This is a genomic window from Streptomyces inhibens, from assembly GCF_022221585.1.
Taxonomy (GTDB): domain Bacteria; phylum Actinomycetota; class Actinomycetes; order Streptomycetales; family Streptomycetaceae; genus Streptomyces; species Streptomyces inhibens.
Window position 1 is genome coordinate 3,212,744 of the sequence record NZ_CP084681.1, and the last position, 24,331, is coordinate 3,237,074.

Annotated in this window: 25 protein-coding genes, 1 tRNA gene, 1 pseudogene and 1 riboswitch; of the genes and pseudogenes, 16 read left to right on the forward strand and 11 right to left on the reverse strand. The window is 68.4% G+C overall.

Annotated features, from left to right (window positions below; all coding sequences use genetic code 11):
* Positions 1–27 precede the first annotated feature (27 nt).
* Complete coding sequence (locus KI385_RS14815) at positions 28–603, reverse strand: TetR/AcrR family transcriptional regulator (RefSeq protein WP_238572684.1); 576 nt, start codon at positions 601–603, stop codon at positions 28–30.
* Between the two features lie 146 nt (positions 604–749).
* Here KI385_RS14815 and KI385_RS14820 point away from each other — a divergent pair, with 146 nt between their 5' ends.
* Together KI385_RS14820 and KI385_RS14825 are read left to right on the forward strand one after the other, a co-directional pair.
* A complete protein-coding gene (locus KI385_RS14820) occupies positions 750–1,208 on the forward strand; it encodes a cupin domain-containing protein (RefSeq protein ID WP_238572685.1) in 459 nt (152 codons plus the stop codon).
* Between the two features lie 59 nt (positions 1,209–1,267).
* On the forward strand, positions 1,268–1,924 hold the full coding sequence (locus KI385_RS14825; RefSeq protein ID WP_238572686.1) for a nucleoside/nucleotide kinase family protein: 657 nt from the start codon (positions 1,268–1,270) through the stop codon (positions 1,922–1,924).
* Between the two features lie 23 nt (positions 1,925–1,947).
* Here KI385_RS14825 and KI385_RS14830 read toward each other — a convergent pair whose 3' ends face one another.
* On the reverse strand, positions 1,948–2,313 hold the full coding sequence (locus KI385_RS14830) for a hypothetical protein (protein ID WP_238572687.1): 366 nt from the start codon (positions 2,311–2,313) through the stop codon (positions 1,948–1,950).
* Between the two features lie 119 nt (positions 2,314–2,432).
* On the opposite strand from KI385_RS14830, the gene KI385_RS14835 reads away from it, so the two are divergent.
* From KI385_RS14835 to nicT, 3 genes are all read left to right on the forward strand, one after another.
* A complete protein-coding gene (locus tag KI385_RS14835) occupies positions 2,433–3,098 on the forward strand; it encodes a MarR family winged helix-turn-helix transcriptional regulator (protein ID WP_238572688.1) in 666 nt (221 codons plus the stop codon).
* Complete coding sequence (locus KI385_RS14840; protein ID WP_238572689.1) at positions 3,095–3,943, forward strand: alpha/beta fold hydrolase; 849 nt, start codon at positions 3,095–3,097, stop codon at positions 3,941–3,943. Before KI385_RS14835 ends, KI385_RS14840 begins: the two co-directional genes overlap by 4 nt.
* Before the next feature lie 67 nt (positions 3,944–4,010).
* A riboswitch (cobalamin riboswitch) is annotated at positions 4,011–4,226 on the forward strand.
* Between the two features lie 31 nt (positions 4,227–4,257).
* Entirely contained in the window at positions 4,258–5,403 is a 1,146-nt protein-coding gene (gene nicT, locus KI385_RS14845) for a Nickel transporter NicT (RefSeq protein WP_238577696.1), read from the forward strand.
* A 176-nt stretch (positions 5,404–5,579) separates the two neighbouring features.
* On the opposite strand, the gene KI385_RS14850 is transcribed toward nicT, so the two are convergent.
* The 5 genes from KI385_RS14850 to KI385_RS14870 all read right to left on the reverse strand — a co-directional run bounded on the left by KI385_RS14850 (position 5,580) and on the right by KI385_RS14870 (position 8,961).
* Positions 5,580–6,080: a VOC family protein gene (locus KI385_RS14850; protein ID WP_238572690.1), complete on the reverse strand. Its 501-nt coding sequence runs from the start codon at positions 6,078–6,080 to the stop codon at positions 5,580–5,582.
* A gap of 215 nt (positions 6,081–6,295) precedes the next feature.
* Positions 6,296–6,847, reverse strand: a complete 552-nt coding sequence (locus tag KI385_RS14855; protein ID WP_238572691.1) for a DoxX family protein — start codon at positions 6,845–6,847, stop codon at positions 6,296–6,298.
* Between the two features lie 212 nt (positions 6,848–7,059).
* Positions 7,060–7,467, reverse strand: coding sequence for an arsenate reductase ArsC (locus KI385_RS14860; RefSeq protein ID WP_238572692.1), 408 nt, complete (start codon positions 7,465–7,467; stop codon positions 7,060–7,062).
* A complete protein-coding gene (arsB, locus tag KI385_RS14865; RefSeq protein WP_281066856.1) occupies positions 7,460–8,584 on the reverse strand; it encodes an ACR3 family arsenite efflux transporter in 1,125 nt (374 codons plus the stop codon). The genes KI385_RS14860 and arsB overlap by 8 nt, the downstream gene beginning before the upstream one ends.
* On the reverse strand, positions 8,581–8,961 hold the full coding sequence (locus tag KI385_RS14870) for an ArsR/SmtB family transcription factor (RefSeq protein WP_238572693.1): 381 nt from the start codon (positions 8,959–8,961) through the stop codon (positions 8,581–8,583). Before KI385_RS14870 ends, arsB begins: the two co-directional genes overlap by 4 nt.
* Before the next feature lie 206 nt (positions 8,962–9,167).
* On the opposite strand from KI385_RS14870, the gene arsM reads away from it, so the two are divergent.
* From arsM to KI385_RS44590, 4 genes are all read left to right on the forward strand, one after another.
* On the forward strand, positions 9,168–9,938 hold the full coding sequence (arsM, locus tag KI385_RS14875) for an arsenite methyltransferase (protein WP_238572694.1): 771 nt from the start codon (positions 9,168–9,170) through the stop codon (positions 9,936–9,938).
* 62 nt (positions 9,939–10,000) lie between these two features.
* The gene (locus KI385_RS44195; protein WP_342593451.1) at positions 10,001–10,519 is read left to right on the forward strand and encodes an 8-oxoguanine DNA glycosylase OGG fold protein; all 519 of its coding nucleotides are present in this window, start codon (positions 10,001–10,003) and stop codon (positions 10,517–10,519) included.
* A 191-nt stretch (positions 10,520–10,710) separates the two neighbouring features.
* Positions 10,711–11,208 carry a GNAT family N-acetyltransferase gene (locus KI385_RS14880; RefSeq protein WP_238572695.1) on the forward strand — a complete coding sequence of 166 codons (498 nt, stop codon included), beginning with the start codon at positions 10,711–10,713 and terminating at the stop codon, positions 11,206–11,208.
* Positions 11,209–11,265: 57 nt separating this feature from the next.
* Positions 11,266–11,709 carry a transposase gene (locus KI385_RS44590; RefSeq protein WP_425356912.1) on the forward strand — a complete coding sequence of 148 codons (444 nt, stop codon included), beginning with the start codon at positions 11,266–11,268 and terminating at the stop codon, positions 11,707–11,709.
* Here KI385_RS44590 and KI385_RS44200 read toward each other — a convergent pair.
* The gene (locus KI385_RS44200) at positions 11,640–12,185 is read right to left on the reverse strand and encodes a GIY-YIG nuclease family protein (protein WP_342593452.1); all 546 of its coding nucleotides are present in this window, start codon (positions 12,183–12,185) and stop codon (positions 11,640–11,642) included. The two genes, KI385_RS44590 and KI385_RS44200, sit on opposite strands and share 70 nt — an antisense overlap.
* A gap of 603 nt (positions 12,186–12,788) precedes the next feature.
* On the opposite strand from KI385_RS44200, the gene KI385_RS14890 reads away from it, so the two are divergent.
* Positions 12,789–13,409, forward strand: coding sequence for a YcxB family protein (locus tag KI385_RS14890; RefSeq protein WP_238572697.1), 621 nt, complete (start codon positions 12,789–12,791; stop codon positions 13,407–13,409).
* A gap of 77 nt (positions 13,410–13,486) precedes the next feature.
* On the opposite strand, the pseudogene KI385_RS14895 reads toward KI385_RS14890, so the two are convergent.
* Positions 13,487–14,362 (reverse strand): annotated as a pseudogene (locus KI385_RS14895) (IS5 family transposase).
* Between the two features lie 1,537 nt (positions 14,363–15,899).
* Positions 15,900–16,937, reverse strand: coding sequence for a DUF1152 domain-containing protein (locus tag KI385_RS14900; RefSeq protein WP_238577698.1), 1,038 nt, complete (start codon positions 16,935–16,937; stop codon positions 15,900–15,902).
* A gap of 137 nt (positions 16,938–17,074) precedes the next feature.
* Here KI385_RS14900 and KI385_RS14905 point away from each other — a divergent pair, with 137 nt between their 5' ends.
* A complete protein-coding gene (locus KI385_RS14905) occupies positions 17,075–17,815 on the forward strand; it encodes a GntR family transcriptional regulator (protein WP_238572698.1) in 741 nt (246 codons plus the stop codon).
* A gap of 496 nt (positions 17,816–18,311) precedes the next feature.
* Here the strand turns inward: KI385_RS14905 and KI385_RS14910 are convergent.
* Positions 18,312–18,383: transfer RNA gene (locus KI385_RS14910), tRNA-Val, on the reverse strand.
* Between the two features lie 142 nt (positions 18,384–18,525).
* Between KI385_RS14910 and KI385_RS14915 the strand changes: the two genes are divergently transcribed.
* The 5 genes from KI385_RS14915 (at position 18,526) to KI385_RS14935 (ending at position 24,289) form a co-directional block, all read left to right on the forward strand.
* Entirely contained in the window at positions 18,526–19,911 is a 1,386-nt protein-coding gene (locus tag KI385_RS14915) for a coiled-coil domain-containing protein (protein ID WP_342593453.1), read from the forward strand.
* 359 nt (positions 19,912–20,270) lie between these two features.
* Positions 20,271–21,038: a DUF4383 domain-containing protein gene (locus tag KI385_RS14920; protein ID WP_238572700.1), complete on the forward strand. Its 768-nt coding sequence runs from the start codon at positions 20,271–20,273 to the stop codon at positions 21,036–21,038.
* A 206-nt stretch (positions 21,039–21,244) separates the two neighbouring features.
* Positions 21,245–21,949 carry a FadR/GntR family transcriptional regulator gene (locus tag KI385_RS14925; RefSeq protein ID WP_238572701.1) on the forward strand — a complete coding sequence of 235 codons (705 nt, stop codon included), beginning with the start codon at positions 21,245–21,247 and terminating at the stop codon, positions 21,947–21,949.
* 283 nt (positions 21,950–22,232) lie between these two features.
* Positions 22,233–23,378, forward strand: coding sequence for a galactonate dehydratase (gene dgoD / locus KI385_RS14930; RefSeq protein ID WP_238572702.1), 1,146 nt, complete (start codon positions 22,233–22,235; stop codon positions 23,376–23,378).
* Between the two features lie 290 nt (positions 23,379–23,668).
* The gene (locus KI385_RS14935) at positions 23,669–24,289 is read left to right on the forward strand and encodes a bifunctional 4-hydroxy-2-oxoglutarate aldolase/2-dehydro-3-deoxy-phosphogluconate aldolase (protein ID WP_238572703.1); all 621 of its coding nucleotides are present in this window, start codon (positions 23,669–23,671) and stop codon (positions 24,287–24,289) included.
* Positions 24,290–24,331 lie beyond the last annotated feature (42 nt).

Consider the following 24,331-nt stretch of genomic DNA (forward strand, 5'->3'; position numbering starts at 1 on the left):
ATCCCGGGCCGATCCGAAAGACACGCCCTAAGGCCGCAGCCCCGCACACGCATTGCGTACGTAACGCCGCCAGTCCCCGGCGTTGTTACGGATCACCGCCGCCAGCCCGCACACGATCATCACCACATCGCCGACCTCGACGTCCGGGCGCACCGTGCCCTCCTCCTTGGCACGGGCGAGCAGTTGACCCGCGACCGTCTCGGCCCGGGCCCGCCCCTCCCCGGTCGGCTCGGTGGAGCCGAACGCCGCCTCGATCGACGCCGACAGCCCGCGCTCGTCGCTGAGTACCTCGCCGATGTGCTCGATATAGGCGGCCAGCCCGTCGGCGGCCACCGCACTCGGCAGACAGCGGGTACGGCCGAACTCCACGATTTCCGCCTGGCGTTGCTCGCCCACGGCGGCTATCAGTGCGGCCCGGCTGGGGAAGTGCCGGTACACCGTCCCGATGCCCACCCCCGCCGCGCGGGCGACCTCGGGCATCTGCGCCTCGTCGCCGCGCGCACGGAACACCTCCCGCGCGGCGTCCAGCACTCGGGTGCGGTTGCGCTCGGCGTCGGCGCGCGGCCTGCGGTGAGGGGTGGGGGAGGTCGAAGAGGGTGCCACATCGCCGATGCTACTGCTACGCTCCTTAAACGGAATCGGATTCCGGTTCCACGTATGCACACACAGACGCGCAGCGGATCCGGCGCGCAGCAAAGGCGGATCCGCACAAGATCCGGAGAACCCCGGAGAGAGGACCGGCGATCACCATGTCCAAGGAGCGCTTCCACGTCCTACAGCCCGGCGAACGGCGACCGGGACGCATCCCCCTGCCGCCCGGCTTCGCCGTCAAGGCCCGTACCACCGACACCGAGGGCCGGCTCGCCATCCTGGAGAACCAGCTCGACGTCGACATCCCGCCGCACATCCACCACGACGCCGATGAATTCGTCTACGTCCTCGAAGGCGAGATGGAGGTCGACTTCGACGGCGCCACCTACCGCCTCACCCCCGGCATGTGCACCCTGCTGCCGCACGGCGTCCCGCACGCCCTGCGCAACGCCTCGCAGCCGCCCGCCCGCTGTCTGCAGATCTCCTCGCCGGGCGGCTGGGAGCAGTTCGTGGAGGACATGTTCGAGGCCGGACCGGTCGTCATGAAGGGCGGCCACCCCGACCTCGGCCGCCTCAACGAGATCGGCGCGCAATACGGCATGGAGTACCACGGCTGAGCCGCGGGGAGCATCGGGCCGTACCGGGCAACCCGCCGATCGGGCACGATGGACGCACCATGGATCCCCGGCACCTCCTCTCCCGCGCCCGTCGGCTCGCCGCCTCCGCGACTCCCGCCCGGCGCCGGCTGCTCGGCATCACCGGCCCGCCCGGCGCCGGCAAGTCCACCCTCGCCGCCCACCTCGTGGCCGAGCTGGCCGGACAGGCGGCGCTCGTCCCGATGGACGGTTTCCACCTCGCCGAGGCGGAGTTGCACCGCCTCGGCCGTACGGACCGCAAGGGCGCGCCGGACACCTTCGACCCCGCCGGATACGCGGCGTTGCTGGCGCGCCTGCGCTCGCCGGAGCCGGACACCGCCGTCTACGCCCCGGCCTTCGACCGCCGCATCGAGGAACCGGTCGCCGGCAGCATCCCCGTGGCACCGCATGTCCCGCTCATCGTCACCGAGGGCAATTACCTCCTCCTCGACTCCCCTCCCTGGTCGCGGATCCGCGCACTGCTCGACGAGGTCTGGTACGTGGAGCTGGACGCCGCGGAGCGGATCCGGCGGCTGGTCGACCGCCATGAGCGCTTCGGGCGCCCGCGCGCCGACGCCGAGCGGTTCGTGCATGCCTCGGACGAGGCCAACGCCCGTGTCGTGGCGGCCACTCGCGACCGCGCCGACCTCGTCATCACCTTTACGCCCGCAGAAGCCCCTCCTCCACCGGACGAATAGCCCCTCCCTCTGCCCCGTCGCCCCTACCCGCCGGCGAGCAGACCGGCCACCGACAGCGCACCCCACCCCACGGACACCGCCGCCGCCTTCAGCTTCCGGTCCCGGCCCGGCAGCGTCGCACCGAGCAGTACGGCGTCCCCGAAGTCCGCCGCGATCCGTACATACGCGGCGGTGCGCAGCGCCGGCCCCCGGGGAGCCAGCGCCATCACCAGCCCGCTCGCCGCGTCCCGCCAGGCCAGCGGGCGCAGCGAGGTCCGGGTCGCCCGCGCGGTCCGCCCCTCGTCATCGACCAGCCCCGAGGGCCGCGCCAGCAGATCGGGCACCGCCGTCACCGCCACCCCGTACACGGCCGTGGCCACCCCGACCGCACGCAACAGACCCACCTTCATCCGCCGTCCCGCCTTTCTCACCGATCAATCGCGCGGGTCTCGGCATGCCCGCCGCCTCATCAACTCCTTTCCGTCATCGCACCCTTCCCAAACGACATCACCGATGTCATCATGACATCATGAGTGTCGTTGAGGTGGATGCTGAAATGGATGCTGAGGTGGATGGCGACGGGGGACCGACGCCGCCCGAAGACCTGCTGTACGGCGTCATCCGACGCCTGTGGCCGCTGCACCGCACGGTCGTGCGCGCGGTGGAGCGCGAGTTGACGGGCACGGGCATGACCGCCGGTGAACACGCGCTGCTGGACGCCCTGCGCAGCGAAGGCCCCCGGACCGTGCCGCAGTTGGCGCGCTCGATGGGCCTCGACCGACAGCCGGTGCAGCGCTGGGTGAACCACGCCGCGGAGCTGGGCCTGGTCGTGACGGCACCGAATCCCGCACACCGCCGCTCGTCCCTGATCCGGCTCACCGCCGAAGGCACGGAGGTGATACGCGGGATCCAGGAGTTCGAGGCGACGGAGCTGCGGCAGCGGTTGGCCGATCTGCCCGCCGAGGACATCCGCACCGCACTGCACGTACTCGACCGGATCGGCGAGGAATTCCGGCACCTGGCGAACGGCTCGCGCGTTCCACGGGAGGAAACCGACAGTCAGGGCAGTCAAGACAGTCAGGCTGGTTACGACAGCCACGGCAGTACAAGCAGTAAAAGCAGTAACGGCAACTCAGCCGATGACAGCCCACCCACCCCACCGCATCTGGCACGCAAAGGACGGCCCGGAGAATGACCCGACCAATCACCGCCTGGTCCGAGATCGACAACGGGATCGTGCCGGTCGACGACGGCGAGCTGTTCTACGAGACGGCCGGCGCGGGCCCCGCGGTGGTGCTGCTGCACGGCGGCATGCTCGACCAGCACATGTGGGACGAGCAGTTCGCCTGGCTGGTGAACTCCGGCCTGCGCGCGATCCGCTACGACTCCCGCGGCCATGGCCTCTCCTCCACCGTGGCCGGGGACTACGCCAACCATGACGACCTGTGCGCGTTGCTCGACGCGCTCGATGTCCCCAGTGCCGTGCTCGTCGGCCTTTCCCATGGTGCGCGGGTCGCGCTGGACGCCGCCATAGCCCACCCGGACCGGGTGACGGCCCTTGCGCTCGCCTCCCCCGGGGTCAGCGGTCGCGCCTTCACCGATCCCTTCGTCCTGGCACACATCAGGGAGCAGGTGGCGGCCATCGGCGCACCGGACGGCGCGGAGCGGTATGTCGAGCACTTCCTGCGGATGTGGGTGGACGGGCCGCATCGCGAACCGTCCGCCGTGCACCCGGGATTCCGCGAGCGGATGCGCGCATCGGCCGAGGCCAATGTGGAGGTGCACGCCGATGGAGTGGGCGCCGGCATGCCCCTGGAAGTCGGCGCCGCCGACCGCCTGGGCGAGATCCGGGTGCCGACGGTCGTGTTCGACGGCGACCTCGACAGTACGGACATCTCCGCCAATGCCCATGCGATAGCGCTGACCGTGCCCCGCGCCCGAAGAGTCCGAATACCGGGCGCGGGCCATATGGTCAACCTGGAGAACCCCGCTCTCTTTGACCATGAACTGCACGCCTTTCTCTCCTCCTTGGACTACTGACTTCGCGGCACCACCGCCCCCCTCACCTGCGGGAACGCCCCCACACGCCATCTCTCCCCGACGGCCGCTAGAGTGGCCGGGCCGTGGTGTTCGGGAAGACCGGTGACGGACCTTGTGGTCCCAGGCCGGAGCGGCCCTCGCCACTGTGATCGGGGAGTTTCCAGCCCTTTCCGTATGCGCCCGGTGCGTGTACGGCGCCACTGACCGCATCCCGCGGCCGGGAAGGCGGGGACGGACACGTGTACCCGTAAGCCAGGAGACCGGCCACGGCATCTCACGAACTGATCCACGAGGTGCTGGAGCGTGACCGCCGGATGGCCCTGTCCACCGATACCCCGAACACCCCCGCCCCCGCCGCATTCCGCTGGCGCCGGCAGGACACCATCCGTACCGCGGGCCTGATGGCCGTCATAGCCGGCCTGCACATCGTCGCCTTCGGCGTGCTCTTCCTGCTCGTGGTCCCGAACCACTACTCCGTCGGAAGCCAGGTCTTCGGCGTGGGCCTCGGCATCACCGCGTACACCCTCGGTATGCGGCATGCCTTCGACGCCGATCACATCGCAGCCATCGACAACACCACCCGCAAGCTGATGGCCGACGGCAAGCGGCCGGTCTCGGTGGGCTTCTGGTTCGCCCTCGGCCACTCCAGCGTGGTCGTCGCGATGGCCGCCCTGGTGGCGGGCGGCGCCCAGCTCGCCGGCACCCTGCTCAACGACCAGTCCCGTACCCACCAAATCCTGGGCACCATCGGCACCACGGTCTCCGGGACGTTCCTCTACCTCATCGCCGCCCTCAACCTCATCGCGCTGGCCGGGATCTGGCGGGTCTTCCGCGGGATGCGCGACGGCCGCTACGACGAGACCGAGCTGGAGCAGCGCCTCGATTCACGCGGCTTCATGAACCGCTTCCTGGGACGGTTCACCCGCTCGATCTCCCGCCCCGGCCAGATGTTCCCGCTCGGCTTCCTCTTCGGGCTCGGCTTCGACACCGCCACCGAAGTGACCCTGATGGTGATGGCGGGCAGCGGCGCCGCGGCCGGCCTTCCCTGGTACGCCGTGCTGTGTCTGCCGTTGCTGTTCGCCGCCGGAATGAGCCTGTTCGACACCCTCGACGGCACGTTCATGAACTTCGCCTACCAGTGGGCGTTCTCCAACCCGGTGCGCAAGGTCTACTACAACCTCACCATCACCGGTCTGTCGATCGCCGTCGCCTTCTTCATCGGCACCATCGAGCTGGTGACCGTGCTGCACGACAAGCTCGCCCTCAACGACCCGCTGACCGGCTGGATTTCCACCCTCGACCTGGACAATGTCGGCTTCATCATCGTCGGCCTGTTCGTGGTGGTGTGGGCCGCGGCGCTGGCGTACTGGCGGCTGGCCGGCGTCGAAAGGCGCTGGGCGCAGCGGGCCGAGCGAACGGACTCGGCGGACCGGGCGACGTCGGCCTCCTCAACCACCTGAGCCCTCTGGCGTCTGAGGCACCCCGCTCCCCTGGAGCCCCGTACGTACACCGTCGGGCGCCGGGGCCAGGGGGCCACCGGGGCCCGGGATCCCGGCCGGCTTGGCCAGGAACTTCCCGCCACCCGCCCAACGCGGCCGCCGCCTCCGTCACCTGCCCAAGTCGGCCACCACGCCTCTCACGTGGCCGAACCGGCCGCCGCCCCCGTCACCAGATCCGGCCCCCAGCGCTTCAGAGCCGCCGCGAGATCGAGCGGGACCAGCCGGTTCGCCTGGTCCGGGCCCGGCCAGTCCTTCCGCGGGACCCGCCACATCACCTCGAACTCGTTGCCGTCCGGGTCCTTGGCGTACAGGGACTTGGCGACAAGGTGGTCGCTGGCGCCGACCAGGGAGCCGCGCTCGGTGAGCTGCGCCTCTGTCGCGGCGAGTTCGCCGAGCGTGCCGACCTCCCAGGCCAGGTGGTAGAGCCCGACCCGCCCGGTCTCCGGTCCCGGCGCGTCGGGGCCCACCGCGAACAGCCCCAGATCGTGATCGTTGAGCGAGCCGGGCGCGCTGAGGAAAGCGGCCCGCCCCGGTATCTCGACATCCACCGTGAGCCCCAGGGTCTCGGTGTAGAAGGCGACGGACCGCACCACATCCCGGACATACAGCACCGCATGATTGAGCCGACGTACGGCCATAAGACTGTTCCCCGATCTCCCGCCGCGGCACCGCCCGGGCGCCACCGCACTCCTTGTCCTGCCCCTGCTCTACTTCGCTCTGCTTCTGCTCTACTTCGCCCGCCTCGGCCTGCCCAGTAGATCTCCGGCCGGAGTTCGAGCGGCCGGAGACCCCGGCAATGGCGTACTTCTCGCCCTCAGGCCGAGGCGCTCACCTCCAGGGCGCTCCCCGGGGTTCACTTCCGGACGAGCAGCACCCCTCCGGCGATCACCGCACCCAGCAGCAACGCCGCCACGCCGTAGGCCAGCCGGTGCGCACGCAGACCGGGCAGCGCGCGGTCGATGGCGTAGCGACCGGGGCCGGTCAGCGCCAGGGCGGCCGCGCCGGCGGTCAGCAGCAGCTCGTACTCCACACCCTTGGGCGCGAAGAAACCGCCGCCCCACTTCACGGCGAGTGCGTTGATCATCGTGCCGACGACCGCCGCGCCGGCGAGCGGCGTGAGCAGACCGACCACGAGCCCGAGCCCACCGAGCGTCTCGCTGAGACCGGCCACGACGGCCATGGCCCGGCCCGACGGATAGCCACTCATCGTGAAGAACTGCCCGGTCGCGTCCAGCCCCGGACCGCCGAACCAGCCGAACAGCTTCTGGGCGCCGTGCGCCGCCATGGTCAGCCCGAGCGCGAGCCGCAGCAGGAGCAGCCCGGTGTCGTAGCCGTGCAGAGAGGGCGCGTGGCGCGTCGATGCGCCGACGCGGGAGGACTCGAGAGTGCTGAGCGGGAACGTCATACGGAGCGCTCTTTCCCATGTCGGGGACTGGCACGGCCCCCTTCGAGGACCGGCCACCAGACCACTGAAGAAATTACTTGAAACTTCAATTCTCTCCGACGATACACAGCAGCCCCACGACGAACAACAGCGCGCGGGGCGGGCCCGAGGTCTCCACCTCGAACCCGCCCCGCGCAATCCCCGCCCAGCGCCGCCCGGAAGCGACGGCCGGCTCAGACGTCGAACTCGGCGATCAGCCCGCGCACACGCCGCTCGATCTCGTCACGGATGGGGCGGACCGCGCCCACCCCTTGCCCGGCCGGATCGTCGAGCTTCCAGTCGAGGTACTTCTTGCCGGGGAAGACCGGACACGTATCGCCGCAGCCCATCGTGATCACCACGTCCGATGCCCGTACGGCGTCGACGGTGAGCACCTTCGGGGACTCGGCGGAGATATCGATGCCGACCTCCGCCATCGCCTCGACAACGGCCGGGTTCACGGTCTCGGCCGGAGCGGATCCGGCGGAACGCACCTCGACCCGGTCGCCCGCGAGGTGGGTGAGGTAGGCGGCGGCCATCTGCGAACGGCCGGCGTTGTGGACGCAGACGAACAGCACCGACGGACCGGCGATGTCAGACATGGGCGGAACCTTCCGGGGAGGCAGCAGCTTCGACAGCTGAGGCGGTGGTCGTGACGGGGAAGAGCCGCCGCGCGGCCAGGGCGACATGAACCAGCCCGATCAACACCGGGACCTCGACAAGGGGACCGACCACCCCGGCCAGCGCCTGCCCGGAGGACGCCCCGAAGGTCGCGATGGCGACCGCGATGGCGAGTTCGAAGTTATTGCCCGCGGCCGTGAACGCCAGTGTCGTCGCACGGGGATACGCCAGCCCCACGGCCCTGCCGAGCACCATGGATCCGGCCCACATGACCGCGAAGTACACCAGCAGCGGCAGCGCGATCCGCGCCACGTCCCACGGCTGCGCGGTGATCGCCTCGCCCTGGAGGGCGAAGAGCACCACGATCGTGAACAGCAGCCCATACAGCGCGAACGGCCCGATACGAGGAATCAGTCGCGCCTCGTACCACCTCCGCCCCTTGACCTTCTCGCCCACCCGCCGCGTCAAAAACCCTGCCAGCAGCGGAATCCCGAGGAAGATCAGAACGGACCGGGCAATCTCCCCCACGGACACCTCAAGACCGGCCGTCTCCAGCCCCAGCCACCCGGGCAGCACCTGGAGGTAGAACCAGCCGAGCACGGAGAACGCGATCACCTGGAACACCGAGTTGAGGGCGACGAGCACGGCGGCGGCTTCGCGGTCGCCACCGGCCAGGTCGTTCCAGATGATGACCATGGCGATACAGCGGGCCAGGCCGACGATGATCAGGCCGGTCCGGTACTCCGGCAGATCCGGCAGGAAGATCCAGGCAAGGGCGAACATGATCGCCGGGCCGACGGCCCAGTTCAGGACCAGCGACGGGACCAGTAGACGCCGGTCGCGACCGACGGTGCCGAGCCGGTCGTAACGGACCTTCGCCAGCACCGGATACATCATCACCAGCAGCCCGAGCGCGATCGGCAGCGAGACACCGGCGACCGTGACCTCGGCCAACGCGCCGCCCAGACCGGGGACGAGCCGGCCGAGGCTGAGCCCGGCAACCATCGCGAGAAGAATCCACACCGTGAGAAACCGGTCGAGAAAAGAAAGCCGGGTCGCCACGGTCCCTACCGTCGCCGTCCCGATCTCCGCGCTCACGAAACGACCTCGACCGCATCGGCGGGCCGAGCGAGAATCCCGGCGAGCCTGTTCATCATCTCCGGCAGCAGCCAGTAGTACACCCAGGTCCCGCGACGTTCGCAGTCGATGAGACCGGCCTGCCGCAGGAGCTTGAGGTGATGGGAGATGGTCGGCTGCGACAGCTCGAAGGCGGCCGTGAGGTCACACACGCAGACCTCACCCCCGGCCCGCGAAGCGATCATCGACAACAACCGCAGCCGCACCGGATCCCCCAGAGCCTTGAACACCTTCGCCAGCTCAACGGCCTGCTCCTCACCCAGCGGCGCACTGAGCAGCCCCGGGCAGCAGGCATCAGCCCCGTCCTGCCCGACCACCACAAACTCTCGCTTCGACATGCCCCCATATTGAAGTTCTTCGATCCAAGGCGCAAGCTTGCATCAAAGAACCTCAATACAGCCCGCTCAGCGCCCTGGCGGGGCCTCCCCCTCCCGAGGGCCAGAACACGCAAAGCAGGCACCCCACCGCGAGGAGCGAAAGCCTCAACGCAACGAGCAGAGGCCCCGACACGACGAGCAGCACCTGCCCACAAGGAGCAATCGTCATGAGCGAACACCCCACCAACCTCCGCGAGACCGTCCGCCGGCGCTACGCGGCCGCCGCCCTCCAGATCACCGAAGGCGGCGCCGCCTGCTGCGGCCCACAATCCACAGACGCCGACGCCGACGCCGACGCCAACGAGATCTTCGGCCCCCACCTCTACACGGCCCACGAGCGCGGAACCCTGCCCGCCGAAGCCGTCACCGCCTCCCTGGGCTGCGGCAACCCCACCGCCGTCGCCGACCTCCACGAAGGCGAACGCGTCCTGGACCTCGGCTCCGGCGGCGGCATCGACGTCCTGCTCTCCGCCCGCCGCGTCGGCCCCACCGGCAAGGCGTACGGCCTGGACATGACCGACGAAATGCTCGCCCTGGCCCGAGCCAATCAAAGGAAGGCCGGCGCCACCAACGTCGAATTCCTCAAGGGCACCATGGAAGCCATCCCCCTCCCGGCGCACACCATCGACGTCGTCATCTCCAACTGCGTGATCAACCTGTCCACCGACAAACCGGCGGTGTTCGCCGAGACCTTCCGCGTCCTGATCCCCGGCGGCCGAATCGGCATCTCGGACGTCATCGCCGACGACGAACTCACCACCACCCAACGAGCCGAACGCGGCGACCACGCCGGCTGCATAGCCGGCGCCCTCTCCTTCACCGAATACCGCCACTCCCTCGAAGCCGCCGGTTTCACCGACATCCACATCACCCCCACCCACCCCATAGCCAACGGCATACACTCCGCCCAAATCCACGCCACCAAGCCCAACCCCTAACCACAATCCCAACCCCCCAACTCAAACCAGCCGGGGTCCGCGGACCTCACGGCCCACCTCGCGTGTACCGCAGTGCCCTCACAGCACCGCGCACAGCTCGCGTCCACGCCCACTCGGTCGCTGTTCCCGCGGTCCGGTGGAACACAGCTCTCACAGACCGGAACCTGCCCGGCGGCCCCATCGGCGGAGACACTGGCAGTTCCGGGCAGACAATCATCAGCCGTGCCCACCTCTTCGAGCTCGCCAAGCATCTTGGAAGCGATAAGGACAGCCTCCGCTTTCTGTGGCACGTCCTCGCATGGGGCAGCGGGTCCAAACTCCGCCTTGACCGCAGCCGGCTCGAGCAGGCACTCAGGTTCGCTTCGCCGACCCACGCGTGTGTCATCCTCGACAGCCGAGTCGCGCACACACTCCACACGCGTTGTGGGTGGGCCTCGTTGTCCAGCAAGGGGGCTTGGCCGGCCGAGACCTATCAGCGCCACTGCTCACTGTTGGGTCGCTGGGCCGAGGAGGAAAGCGATCACCTCAACCGTCACGTGTGCCCTGACGAGGTCGAACATTGGCTGTTCGCACCGGCGTGACCGTGGCCGACGCCCCTTTTGGGCACGAGCTGGGGCCTGCCTGTTGGGTCACTTGGTCCAGAGGAAGATTGCTGCGATGGACAGGCCGGCTTGGTGGATGCGGGCGGTCTTGTCGAAGCCCGGTGGTCGTCCGCCCTGGCGCCCGCGCCGCCTGGATCATCCCGCGCCGACCGGTTGTAGCCTCGGTCCTTATGAGTTGGCTGCCTGACGACTTCGTCCACCCCGTCTACGTGCCCGTGCCCAACACCGCGCTTCACCTGCGGCCGATCCGGGAAGCGGACACCGCGCTCGACTACCCCGCCGTGATGGGCTCCCGAGAGCGCTTGTGGGAGATCTTCGGCCCGGCCTGGGCTTGGCCCAAGGAGACGATGACCTATGAAGAGGACCGCATCGACTTGCTGCGGCACGAGAAGGAGATAGCCGCGCACCAGTCGTTCAACTACGCGCTGCTGGACGAGGAGGAGACGGCGATCCTCGGCTGCGTCTACATCGACCCGCCCGAGCGCACCGGCTCCGACGGAGAGGTCTCGTGGTGGGTGGTGGACGACCTCGCCGGCGGCGAGGTGGAGCGCGCGATCGACGCGCTGGTGCCGCAGTGGATCGCCGCCGACTGGCCCTTCCAGCAGCCCCGTTATCTGGGCCGCGACATTACCTGGCAGGACTGGCTCGCGCTGCCGCGCGCCTCGTGACACATCCGAGGCGGTGCCTGAATGTGTCTGTAAAGATCGTCTGATCGTTGCGCGGATGTGCCGTTGACGGATGCGCCGTTGACGGATGCGCCGTTGACGGATGCCCAGTGCGCGTGGATCGAGCCGTTGCTCCCTGACCGGTCGCCGCGCCACGGCGGCCGGTGGCGCGATCACCGGCAGCTGATCGCCGCGATCGCATGGAAGTACCAGACCGGCGCGCAATGGCGGCGCCTTCCGCCGGAGTACGGGTCCTGGAAGGGCGACAAGACCGCCCGCATCTACCAAGCCGGCCTGTACATCGCAGCAATCTTCCTCTGGACCAAGCGACCCAACAGACAGGCCCTAGGTGACACTCGCCGGCATCATCCGCCTCGTCGCGGGCCCTTGAGCCACTGGGCGATGTCAGCCGCCATTACCAGAAGTCAGCCCGATCACGTGGTGACGGGCAGCTCTCCGGCCCGCTGCCGAGCTTGGGCGCGCATCTCCGTCAGACGAGGGTGAAACGCGTTGTGCCGGTTCCGGTCGAGATTCAGAGGCAGGTCCAGGCGAGCGATAAGGCCCGACTCCACAGTCCACGGCTCCGGATGCTCCAGCCAGCACACTCGGGCATGCCGCGCCATCCACTGACTGAGAACGGCCTCCCCGGCCTTGGCGAAGGTCATGCGCTTGCCACTGCCGACACGTCGCAACTCCAAGCCGAGTAGACACCCAAGAGTCAGCCGCAGTGTGGAGCCATAGGCGTTGCCACGGAAGTGATACCGCACCCGCTTGCGCAGGTTCTGCATGCTGGTCCGAGATGTCATATGGCGCGGCGCGATGCCCACGTAGAGGAGTTGGTCGGCTGGAAGGTCCGGGAAGGGGGCCTCCTCGAAGTGCCACCCATACACCCCTGCCGTGCCGGGGACCGGACTCGGACGCGACAAGACCTCACTCGCGAGCCAGAGTCGGTCAGGTCTGGTGAGAGTGTCATCGTGCATACCTGCCCCTCCCTGCAACCGAAATCGCCTACGCACACAGTGGCCTGCTCTCTGCCAACTAGGCCTAGGAATAAGCAAGTTCCCCGCATGCAGACATGGTGCATCCAGTGTGGCAGACCGCCTGGGACGCCCAGGTCAGAGCGGCGAGGGGGCGGTCACCCGCTGCGACCCTCTCTCACATCTCTTCGCCGGCCACCCCGCCTGCCGCTACATCCGCCCGATGTCTTGGCTTGTTGCCCAGTCGGCCTGCGGTAGAGGGACGTCGGTGTTCGGTTGGTCGTCAGCTTTCGCGTCCCGGCATTCCTCGTCGTTCCCCGCACCATCTGGCACGCATCCGGCATGTGCCACTCCGCCCCGAGCTAGGGCGTGTATCGGAAGTAGATCTTGGATACGTGATGATCGTGGCGCGTGGAGACCTCACGGATACGCAGTGGGCGAGGCGCCGCCCCTCGGCGCCCGCACCCGGCACCGCTACGTCCAGCGCACTTCCAGAGACTCCCGTCTGAGGGGCGGGAGCCAGCGCACGCCTAGAGAGGGCAGCGACTCCGAACGCTCCCGCATCAACAACTATGATGCGCGGGCTCACATGTGGACGGCAGGGGGATGATGCAGCAGACACTGACGCTGAGGTATGTCCCGGAGATCGACGACCTCCTCGAGTTGCTGGCCGGCTCCCCCGAACGGCGGCGTCTACGGAACCAGGCGGTACGCAACGCGGTCGCCATTCTCCTGCTGCTGTGCTTCGTGGTGTGGCTGGGCACCGTCGAACCGACGTGGGACACATTGCTGCCTGCGCTGTTCCTCGCGCTGTCCTTCGGGAACTATGCCCTAAGAGCGTTTGCCTTCTCCTCCCGCAGGGGTCTTCGCCGTAAGGCACGCGCGATCTGGCAGCGCTCGCCGAAGCTGCAGCAGGCACACGAGGAAGAGATCGGACCGGAAGCTTTGACGCTCCGCACGGAGGGGCTGTCCTGCACCCACGCATGGTCACAGTTCGGCAAGTTCCGGGAGTCCAGCCGGCAGTTCGTCCTCCTGGACCACTCGGGCAAACCCTCCGTCGTCGTGCCCAAGCGGGGCCTATCCGATACGACACTCGTCCCGGTCTGCCGCGCCCTACTCACCCAGTACCTCGCAGGCGCTTCAGCCTCGGGCTCTGCCACCGCGCCCACCGACGGCTCACCCGCGCCCGCAAGCGAACCCGGATCACAACGCGGCAGGAGCACCTGAACAGCAACCGGTAAGCGGTAAGCGGTAAGTCGAGCTCACAGGCCCATACACCTAGGGCGTGGCTCGAATGGTGCTGGTCACAGCCACTCATTGATGGCCGCTACGAGGACGGTCGCCTCATAGCGGACCGCGAGCTTGTCGTAGCGCGTGACCACGGCTCGGTGCCTTTTGAGGCGATTGATGCCGCATTCGACGGCATGCCGAGCCTTGTAGTCCTCCGGGCCGAACTGCGGCGGACGGCCGCCGCGGGAGCCGAGTTTCTTCCGGTTGCGGGCCTGGTCGGCCTTGTCCGGGATGGTGCAGCGGATGCCACGTCTACACAGGTGGGAGCGATTCTTGCGGGAGGCATACGCTTTGTCGGCGCGCACCCGCCGCGGCCTGGTGCGCGGTCTCCCCGGACCCAGTCGCGGCACCCTGACACGGCCCAGGACAGCCTCGAACTGCGGGGAGTCCCCGCGCTGCCCGGCAGTGACCAGGATGGACATGGGCTTCTGCCCCTGCTCGACCGCCAGATGCAGTTTGGTAGTCAGGCCACCGCGCGAGCGCCCGAGCCCGTGGTCATCAGGCTCGACGGCGACGCCGCCGGGCGGCTCCTTCTACAGATCCCCCTTTCCCTGGCTCTGGCGGCGTGCTGGTGAGCCCGGCAGACAGTGGAGTCGACGTTAAAGGTCCCAAGTGATCAGGCCCTTCGCGTCGGCCTGGGCCTGGAGTTGGGTGAAGATGCGATGCCAGATGCCGTTGCGCTGCCAGCGGCGGAACAGGTCGTACACCCGGCCCCACGGCCCGTACTCCTCGGGCATGTCCCGCCATGGGATGCCGGTACGGACCCGGAACCGCATGCCGTCGATCAGCTGCCGCCGTGTCCATATCGGTGGCCGGCCGGGCTTCCTGCCCTTCGGCAACAGCGGCTCCAGCACCGCCCATTGCTCGTCCGTCAGATCTCCACGTGCCACGAACCGAGATCATCTCACGACCAAGATCTACTTCCGATACACGCCCTAGGGGCATTCCGTTGCTGGGTCCTCTCCGAACTGCTCACTCAGATGCCTGGAGTCGCTGACCGTTGGCCGTAGTTGCGCTGACTGCAGGACAACCGATAACGGGTTTCCTGGAGCGGTCCGGGATCTCGCTCTGCTTGCCGTTATCGAGATGGATACAGGTGAGCACATCGCCCTTTCCGATTCCAGCTTGATTGATGCTGATGCTATCGATTTTGGGCGGCTTCGCGGGGTCGTGGAGCAGCAACGTGGTATGCGTGAGGCCTTCGCGTGTTTGGAAGAGGATCCGAGTATTCCGCCGCAGGTCCTTAGGGAATACCACCGTGATGCACCAGACGCTGACTGGGCGGACAGCACTACGCTTTCGGTAGAGAAGTACATTCGTGCCTGGGCGCGTACATATGGCATTCCCACTCGGCTCCGGGCCCGCGTCGTCCGATAACTCTTGGCTCGCTGGCTTCTCGCTGGACGGCGGGCTGGCTGCGGGCGTGTCCGTCCTCGGTCGGGCAGCTTCAGCCCTGGGACGACCCAGTATGAGAAACGGCCACGCCCTACGGCTCCTCGCTGCTACGTTCGCCGGATGGCCGATCTCGTCGCACTTCTACCACTTCTCGGTGCCGGTAGCGTAGGCGGAATCGTGACCCAGTATGTGAGCGCTGGCCCCGAACGTCGTCAGGCTCGTGCATCGGCCCGGGGTGCTATGGCGGCGTTGGAAGAGGCGGTCTGGTCAGAGGGCGTACAAGAGGAGTGGGGTCGCCTTCGCTCCGCACAGCACGCTTTTGAAGCGGCCGCAATGATCGCTGGTGTTCCTCGGGAGATCTCGCACTGGTATGTGAAGACCAGGACAGCTCTCTACCTCGAAAGTCGCCGGAGCTGGGAGAAGTGTCCGGATCCCGAATACGGTGGCGGGGTGGAGGTTGAACTACTGCGCGGGCTCAACGAGCTACCGACTTGGTCCACGAAGCTCTGTGGCATCCGCAAAGATCGCGGTTCTGGTGGAGGCGACGCCTCAAGGCAGCGAAGGAGACCGGTCGAGCTGCTGTCGCCGAATCGTCGATGCTCGTCCGCGCTCTTGAGGATCAGACATTGACTATCTAGTCGGGGCCGGCGTGAAGTGAAAGCCGGTGGAACGATTTGGAGCCAGAGCTGTCTTGGTCCACCGGCGAGAAAGTGAGCGGAGCGCCCATGCCGGGCTCAACCACATCACGGCAGCAGATAGCTCCCCCTCAGTCACGTATCAGAATCCGGGCCGCTCATCCGTTTTGAACCAAGACTTATGGCGCATTCGACAGTGCGCCGTCACGGAAACCGCTCACCGCTTCCGCCCCACTTCAGGCTCGCATCTCTTCCTACTCGCCGCACCTGCATCCCCTGGTCTGGGGCTGCGGCGGGTGCAGTGGTGGGCATGCGAAGCCCTGAGGTGAGGGGTCCTATGACGCCTACAACAGCGACAAGGAGAGCAGGAGAGCTATCACGGAGGTCGACATGGGTTCTACGCCTGCGTGATTCGCCAGAGCGGGGCCTCATACTGCTCAGGGCGGATGCTGAGCAATAGTGCTCTGAGGTCCTGGCGTTGGGTGCCGCTGAGGCCGAAGGCTTCGGTGAGTCGACGGAATGTTGTGTGGGTGATTCCGCGGCGCTGGGCGTCGGACTCGAAGTCGATGAGTTGGTGGAGTACGGCTTCCTGGTCGAGCTTTGGGGTGGGCTGGGTGCCGAGCCAGCTGGCCTTGTGGCGTTCGTAGTCGATTTCGGAGAAGCCGCAGATTTCGCGGCTGTACTGCTCGACTTCGTGCAAGTTCTCCGTTGCGAGGATGGCTCGGGCGAGCTGGTTGCGGTTGAGGGCTTCGTCGAGGTCGGCCTCGTGCACGGCGGGGCCCTCGTCGGTGAGTGGGACCGGTAGGCCGGCATCTCGCACTTCGCACAGGCCGCGGGCGCCTCGTGCCGTGGCGGCCAGCATGGCGGCGGCTTCGGAGGGGTGCCATTCCAGTACTGAGCTGACCGGCTGGACGTGCTCGGCGGTGAGTGTCAGGGCAACGGGGCCCAGGCGGTCGTGCAGGACGCCGACGGGGAGTTCGCCGTCGAGGCCGGGGCCGGCGACCAGGAGGCGTACGGGGAAGTTGAGTTCGCAGCACGCAGCGAGGGTGAGGGCGTCGGCGAGCGGGCTGCGGAGCGTGGGTTCGTCGCCCTGGGCGAGGATGTCGCCGCCGACGTCCAGGAGGTCGACGGAGTCCGGTTCCAAGTACTGGACGAGCTCTTCGAGTTGGCGAATGATGCCCTCGGCGCCGTGGTGTGGGTCGATGAGGGCGAAGGTCTGCGGGAGCTCTGCGGCCAGTCCGGGAAGCGTGGAGCCTGCGGGAGCGATCGGTGTTGCGTGGGCTGGAACGGTCTGGACGCTTCGGGTGAGGGGGCGGAGGCCGGTGAAGTTGGCCGGCCCTCTTGGCCCCGGAATCGGGTCGACCAGGAGGCGATCCCATGCGTAGGTGAGGACCAGCGCCGGAGTCTCGCCGCTGTAGAGGGCGGCGTCCAGCATCGCAGCGGCGACGGCGTCACCGCCTCCTCCTGCTGCAACGATCAAGCGCGTCACATGCGTCAGCGTACGGGCTGCTGTATTAGCCACTCGCTCTATAGTGGCTAGAGGTAATAGCCACTTAGGGAAGGGGGGAACGGATGCCGAAGATCGAGGAGACTCGGCCCAAGTACCTTCAGATCGCGCACCACATCCGCGATCAGATCCTGCGGGGCGACTTGCGGCCTGGCGATGAAGTGCCGTCGGAGCGTCAACTGGCGGCGGACTGGGGTGTGTCGCGTCCGACGACCGCGCGCTCGCTGGAGACGCTGAGGCACCAGGGGCTGGTCGACAAACGGCAGGGGTCGGGCACTTACGTGCGGGGCCTGGCGGTCAACCGCCGCGGCCGTGAGGTGTACGGGCGGGCCAAGCGGACCGGAAAGATCCACACGCCGGGCGAGTACGCGGTGATCACGTCGGTGGGCTGGATGGAGGCGCCGGATTACGTGGCGGAGTCGCTGAATCTGCCGGCCGGCGCCCGTGCGGTGCACCGTCGGCGGGTCGCCAGGAACGACTCCGGGCCGATCACCGTCTCCACCTCCTGGTTCGGTCCCGACGTGGGCGACCGTGCGCCGAAGCTCCGAGATCCTGAGTGGATCCAGGAGGGGACACTGATGTACGTCGAGAACATGACCGGACGTCAGGGAAGCTACGCCGAGGACCGGATGTGCGCTCGCCTCGCCACGGAGGATGAGGCCGCCGACCTGGAGTTGGAGCCGGGGTCCGCGGTGCTGATCGTCCATCACGTCGTCCATGACATGAAGGATCACCCTCTGGAGTTTGTCGAGGCGACGTATCCGCCCGGCCGTTGGGCGTTCGAGCAGGGGTATCCGATCGGGTAGAGGGCTTTGGCTCTGTGGACCGAAACGATTGCGGGCCAAGTGGCTAATGCCACTATCCAGTGGGTGCTCATGCTGCTTTGCCGGAAGGCGGGACAGGCGTGAGCGTGCGCAGACGTCGCGAGCGTGAGCAGGCGTGAGCGTGAGCGGAGGCGTGCCGGGTTACGACGCGTTGCTGATGCTCGCGGCCGTGCCAGGGGCAAGCGGTGCCGGCTGGACTGCGACGGCACGGCACGGCACGGCACCGATACCGGTAAGGGGTGGCGCGGGGTGAGCCACGTGTGGCATGCCGGGGGCGTGATCGCGCGATTGTGGATCATGTGGGCGAGGGGATCCGGCGGCCGAGCGAGACAGGGCGTAGCAGAGCGGGGGCAGCTTGGAATGTGGGGCGTGAGTGCCTGGAGCCGCCGGTGGGCCATGTGCGCCCGGACATGATCAAAGGCCCAGGCATCCGAGTTCACACCGGATGACCTGGGCCTTTGTCGTTTTGCGTGGTTTGTGGGCACAGACGGATTTGAACCGCCGACATCTGCTTTGTAAGAGCAGCGCTCTACCGCTGAGCTATGCGCCCTGGCCGAGCCGACAGACTACCTTGCCATCGGGGCTGATCTGCAAACCAGTGCTCGAAGTGCGAACTTACCGGCCGGTGTGTTCGTTTCCGGTGAGTGGGAGAATGACATTCGGCCCTGGGGCGATCCGATCGGGAGAGGGAAGTGACGGCGACATACACGCAGCCGCATGAGCAGCGAGAACGCCGTCGCGCCCGCAGGGGCCCGGTCCGGGATGTGGTGGGGCTCATGTTGCTGCCGTTGCCGCTGTTGGTGGCGATGGCACCGATGTCGTTCGCAGGTGGCGGGACGCGTCGCTGGTTCGGGCGCGGGGAGAGTCAGCGGGCCGATGCGCAGGCCGCGAAGGATGCCGCGGCGGCGGCGTTCTACGAGCTGGACACCGCGCAGCGGGACCTGCGGATCTCCATAGAGACGATCACCGCCGTCGACAATTCGCCGCAGGCGCGCAAGGCCGCGGCGGATTACGAGGGCTTCGGGCGGCGGATCGACGAGGTGAGCCAGGGATACATCACCGCCGTCGACTCCCACGATCTGGACCGTGACGATCTCGACGGCGCCGCGGTGGCGCGGGCGCGGGCCGATCTGACGCGGGCCAAGGAGGAGCTGGACCGGGTCAAGAGTGAGCTCGACCGGTTCGCGCAGGGGCTGGGACCGCTGCTGCAGTCGGCCGACACGCAGCTGGCGCAACTGGCGCCGGCCGTGGAGCGGGCGCGGCAGGCGCTGCTGGCGGCGAGCAACGCACTGGATACGGTCCGTGCGCAGGGGCTTCGGGCCGATGATCTTGCGACCCGGCTGGCGGCGCTCGGGCCGGAGCTGACCAAGCTCAATCAGGGCGCCGGGCAGCATGGCGTACAGGAGACGATCCGGCGCGCCGACGAGGTGCTGCGCGAGGCCGAGGGCGTACGGACCGAGGCCGAGCGGCTGCCGGCGAAGGCGGCGGAGGTCGACAAGCGGCTGGTGTCCTTGCGGACCCGGGCGCAGGCGATCACGACACGCGCCGGGAAGGTCGATCCGGTCCTCAGCGAGCTGCGGCGGCGCTACAGCGCGGCGTGCTGGCAGGACCTCCAGCAGGTACCGGAGCAGGCCGCGCAGGCCGTCCAGCAGGCCGAGGTCAAGCTGCGGGAGGCGCAGCAGGCCCGTGACGAGCAGCGGTGGGCGGATGCCACGAGCCGGCTGGCGACCGTACGGGCGCTGCTGGACACCACCGACGAGGCGGTGTCGGCGGCCGGTGACCGGCTGCAGCGGCTCGATGCGGTGTCGTTCGACCGGGAGAAGGAGGTCGAGCGGACGCGCTTCGCCGTCCGGGACGCGCAGCGGCTGGCGATGGCCGGGCGCAGCACGCCCGATCCGCGGCATGCCCGCCCCCTGGATGATGCGGTGGCGCGACTGGACCGTGCGGTCGCGGGCCTGGAGGGGCGGCATCCGGACTGGTGGCACTTCCTGATGGAGACCGAGGCGGTAAGGCAGACGGTGGCCCGGGTGGTGCAGGAGATCCGGGAGGCTCGGGGCGGGGCGGGTAACGGGGGCTGAGCGGCGACAGGGCTGAGCGGCGGGAAGCTCGGGGTGATTAGGCGAGCGCCGGCGGTCGGCTGAGGTTCGGGGCTTTGGTGGCGCGCGTGTGGGGACCGGGTGCCGGACCAGGCGGTGGCTGGACGCCGGACCGGGTCACGGTCGGCCCCGGACGCGCCCCGTCGTGGTCGGCCGGTCAACCACGAGGGTCAACCACGACGGGCCGACCGGGCGCGATGCCGTGAAGTAGTCGGGCGCGTTGCCGTGAAACACCGGGCGCGACGGCATGAAGCACCGGGCGCGATGGCGTGAAGTGCCACGTGGGCGGATCCTGGAGAGAAGTACGGCCAGGCGGCATATCTGCGCGAAGGAGGCCGGACATGGCTACTGGGGCTACTGGCCAGATCCTGCACGGGCCCTCGAACCCGCTCCACCGGGTGAAGGTGCACCACACGCGGCTCGATGAGCATCTGCCTGTGGACCACCGGCTCAGCAAGGTCTACCGCATCGGTGCCGGGCTGATGGGTCTGGTGCTGGTCGCATTCGGCATCCTCGGACTGACCCACCACATCGGCTACTTCGACACCGGCGGCGACACCGTTGCCGGACTGAACACCAACGGCGCCCTGAGCGTGCTCTCGATCGTCGTCGGCGCGATTCTCTTCGGCGGCATGGTGATCGGCGGGAACTTCGCCTCGACCCTCAACATCGTGTTCAGCGGCTTGTTCCTGCTGAGCGGATTCGTGAATCTGGCGCTGTTGGACACCGGCGCGAACTTCCTCGCCTTCAAGATCCAGAACGTCCTGTTCAGCTTCGTGGTTGGGCTGATGCTCCTGGTGTTCGGGATGTACGGAAGGGTCAGCGGCGGCCTTCCGCACGACAACCCGTACTGGCGCGCCCGACACCCGGAGGAAGCTGAACAGTTCGACCGCGGGCAGTTGCATCCCGTGTCCGGCATGACGGCCCGCCGGCAGCTATCACGCATCAGAGTGCAGGGCCAGAGCCACGGTGGGCTCGGTTCGTTCGGCCCCGGCACCAGCGGGGACAGGACCCGTGGCCGTATCGGCACCGGAACGGGATCCAGGAGCGGGACCGGAACCAGTGGCGGAAGAACGGGCAGCGGAAGAACCCGCGGCAAGGAGTCGTGAGCCGGGGCGGGTGGATGTCAGGGCGTACCGAGGTGGGATTGGGGTGCTCGGTACGCCCTGACGACTGACCCGGTACACCCTGACGACGATGATCCAGTACGCCCTGACGACTGGAGTGCGGGCGGACCGGCGGACCGGCGGACGGGCAGACGGGGCGGACGGGGCGGACGGACGGGGCACGGAGGGGGAGCAGGGAGAACAGCACCATGAGCCGGTCGGGGACCCACACCCCCCATTCGGGACACGGGGTGCACAGCGTGGCGGTCGAAGAGCTTGCCAAGCGGATCTTCAACGGCACCTACAGTGAGGGCGACAGCCTGGTCATGCCGGAGCTGATGAAGGAGCTGGACGTCAGCCAGACCGTCCTCCGTGAGGTGGTCAGGGTGCTGACCACCAAGGGCCTCCTCGACACCAGCCAGCAGCGCGGCACATTCGTCCGTCCGCGGGAAGAGTGGAATCTCCTCGACAGCGATGTGCTGCACTGGAAGCTGGCGGCCGGCGTCTCGTCCGATTTCTTCGCCGACGTCCTCGAACTGCGCCGATCCATCGAGCCCGCCGCGGCCGCACTCGCCGCGGAGCGCCGTACCGATCACGACCTGGCGGAGCTGGACGCCGCGCTGCGCGCGATGGCCGCGAGCGACAACGATCCGGTACGTCTCGTACGCGCCGACGCGTCCTTCCACACGGCGATGCTGATCGCGTCGAACAATCGCTTCTACGCGCAGATGCACCGGGTGATCGTTCCCGTACTCGTCCAACGGGACCAAGAGGTGCTGTCCACCGGCGGCGAGTTCATGGACCCGCATGCGGTGCACGCCGCGGTCGTCGAGGCCGTACGGAACCGGGATGTCGACGGCGCGTATATGTCGATGCTCGAATTGCTGGATGTGTCGGCTCGGGCGCATCCGTAGGGCGGGGGCATGGGGCGGGTGGCAAGTACGGGGCGGGGTTGTAGAGCAAGGGCGTAGGACGAGGCCGCGTAAAGGTGTGCGGTGTGCGTGTGGGGGGTGAGGGTCGTAGCGGCGTACGGGCGATGACGTCGGCGTTCACGATCACCTCGGCATTCGTGACGGCTTCGGCGGGCAGAACACCGCGCACGAGCCCGCCACGCACGAGCCCGACGCACGCCCACGAACCCGAGGCACGCAGCACGCCTTTACGCCGTACGCCCCACGCCGAAAGGACGGACCGGTCATGAAGATCAGCCGCATCGAGACGTTCCTCGCCCCGCCGCGCTGGATGTTCGTACGGGTGGAGACCGATGAGGGCGTCGTCGGCTGGGGTGAGCCGGTGGTCGAAGGGCGGGCCGAACCGGTCCGGGCGGCCGTTGAGGTGCTGGCCGAGTACCTCCTCGGCCAGGATCCGGCGCGCATCGAGGACCACTGGCAGGTCATGACCAAGGGCGGCTTCTACCGGGGCGGCCCCGTCCTGTCGTCCGCCGTCGCCGGCCTGGACCAGGCGCTGTGGGACATCAAGGGGAAGCGGCACGGCGTACCCGTCCATCAGCTGCTGGGCGGGCCGGTCCGGGAGAAGATCCGCGCCTACGCATGGGTCGGCGGCGATGAGCCGCAGGCGATCCGCGACGCGGTCACCGCGCAGATCGAGGCGGGCTTCACCGCCGTCAAGATGAACGGCTGCGGCCGGATGAGCCCGGTGGCGACCCGCGCCGAGGTACGGGAATGTCTGCGCCGCGCCGAGACGGCACGCGAAGTCCTCGGCGAGGACCGGGACTTCGGCCTCGACTTCCACGGCCGGGTCTCCCCCGCCAACGCCCGCAGACTCCTCCCCCTGTTGGCCGAGCACGCGCCGATGTTCGTCGAGGAGCCCGTGCTGTCCGACTACATGCAAGCCCTCCCCGACCTCGCCAACGCCTCCAACATCCCTCTCGCACTCGGTGAACGTCTCTTCACCCGGCGAGAGTTCCTGACTCCGCTGCAAGCCGGTGTCGCGATCCTCCAGCCGGATATCTCGCATGCGGGCGGCATCTCCGAGCTGCGCCGGATCGCCGCACTCGCGGAGGTATACGGGGCGCAGCTCGCCCCGCACTGCCCGCTCGGCCCGGTCGCACTGGCCGCCAGCCTCCAAGTCGCGTTCACCACCCCGAACTTCCTCATCCAGGAGCAGTCCATCGGCATCCACTACAACCAGGATGCCGAGCTGCTGGACTATGTCGCGGATCCGGAGCCCTTCCGTTTCCATGGCGGTTCGCTGCTGCGGACCGACCGCCCGGGGCTCGGTGTGGAAGTGGACGAGGCAGCCGTACGGGCGGCGGACGAGCGGGGGCATGCGTGGCGGAACCCGGTGTGGCGCTATGAGGACGGGGGGTTCGCCGAATGGTGACGGGCGGGACGGCGGCCGGTGCCCGGTGGCTGGTGGCTGGTGGTTAGTGGCTGGTGGTTAGTGGCCGCTGGTCGGTGGTTAATGGCCGCTGCTCCCTGGATTCCGGCCGCTGACCGGGTGATCTACGACGAACAGGCAGGTCATGGACACAACGGCGCGGTCGAATCACGCAATGCACCCAGCACGCCTGCCGGCCCGGCCGGAATAATCGAAGACACCACCCGCGTGCCCGAACGCCCCGCCCGCGCTGTACACACGCTTGCGGGGAGCAGGAGAAAGCAGGAAACGCCATGGACTTCAGCACAGCGCTCCGGACCGAGCGGCTGGTCGCCATCATCCGCGGCCGGGACCCGGAGGCGTCCTTCCGCACGGTCATGGCACTCGTGGAGGCAGACATTCCGCTGATCGAGATCTCGCTCAGCGGAGCCGACGCGCTCACCGTCATCCGCCGGGCGCGTGCCGAGCTCGGCGATGCGGCCTGGCTCGGCGCGGGCACCGTCCTGACCGGCGACGACGCCCGGCGCGCCGCCGAGGCCGGGGCGAATCTCATCGTCACGCCCGGCCTGGGGGCAGGTCTGGAGGAGTCCGTACGCCAGGGGCTGCCGACGCTCGCGGGGGTGATGACGCCGTCCGAGGTGATCGCGGCCGAGGCGTTGGGGGTGTCGGCGCTGAAGCTGTTCCCGGCGTCGGCCGGCGGGCCCGCGTATCTGCGGGCGCTCCGCGGTCCCTTCCCCGAGCTGCCGTTCGTGCCGGTGGGCGGGGTGGACACGGCCGTTGCCCAGGCGTACTTCGACGCCGGAGCGGTGGCGGTGGGCGTCGGCTCACCGCTGGTCGGTGACGCGGCGGACGGCGGCGATCTGGACGGGCTGAGGAAGCGGGCCGCGGAGTTCAAGGCGGTGTGCGCACGGTGACGGGACGGGCGGCTGCCGGGGACGGGGGCGCGCAACGGGGTG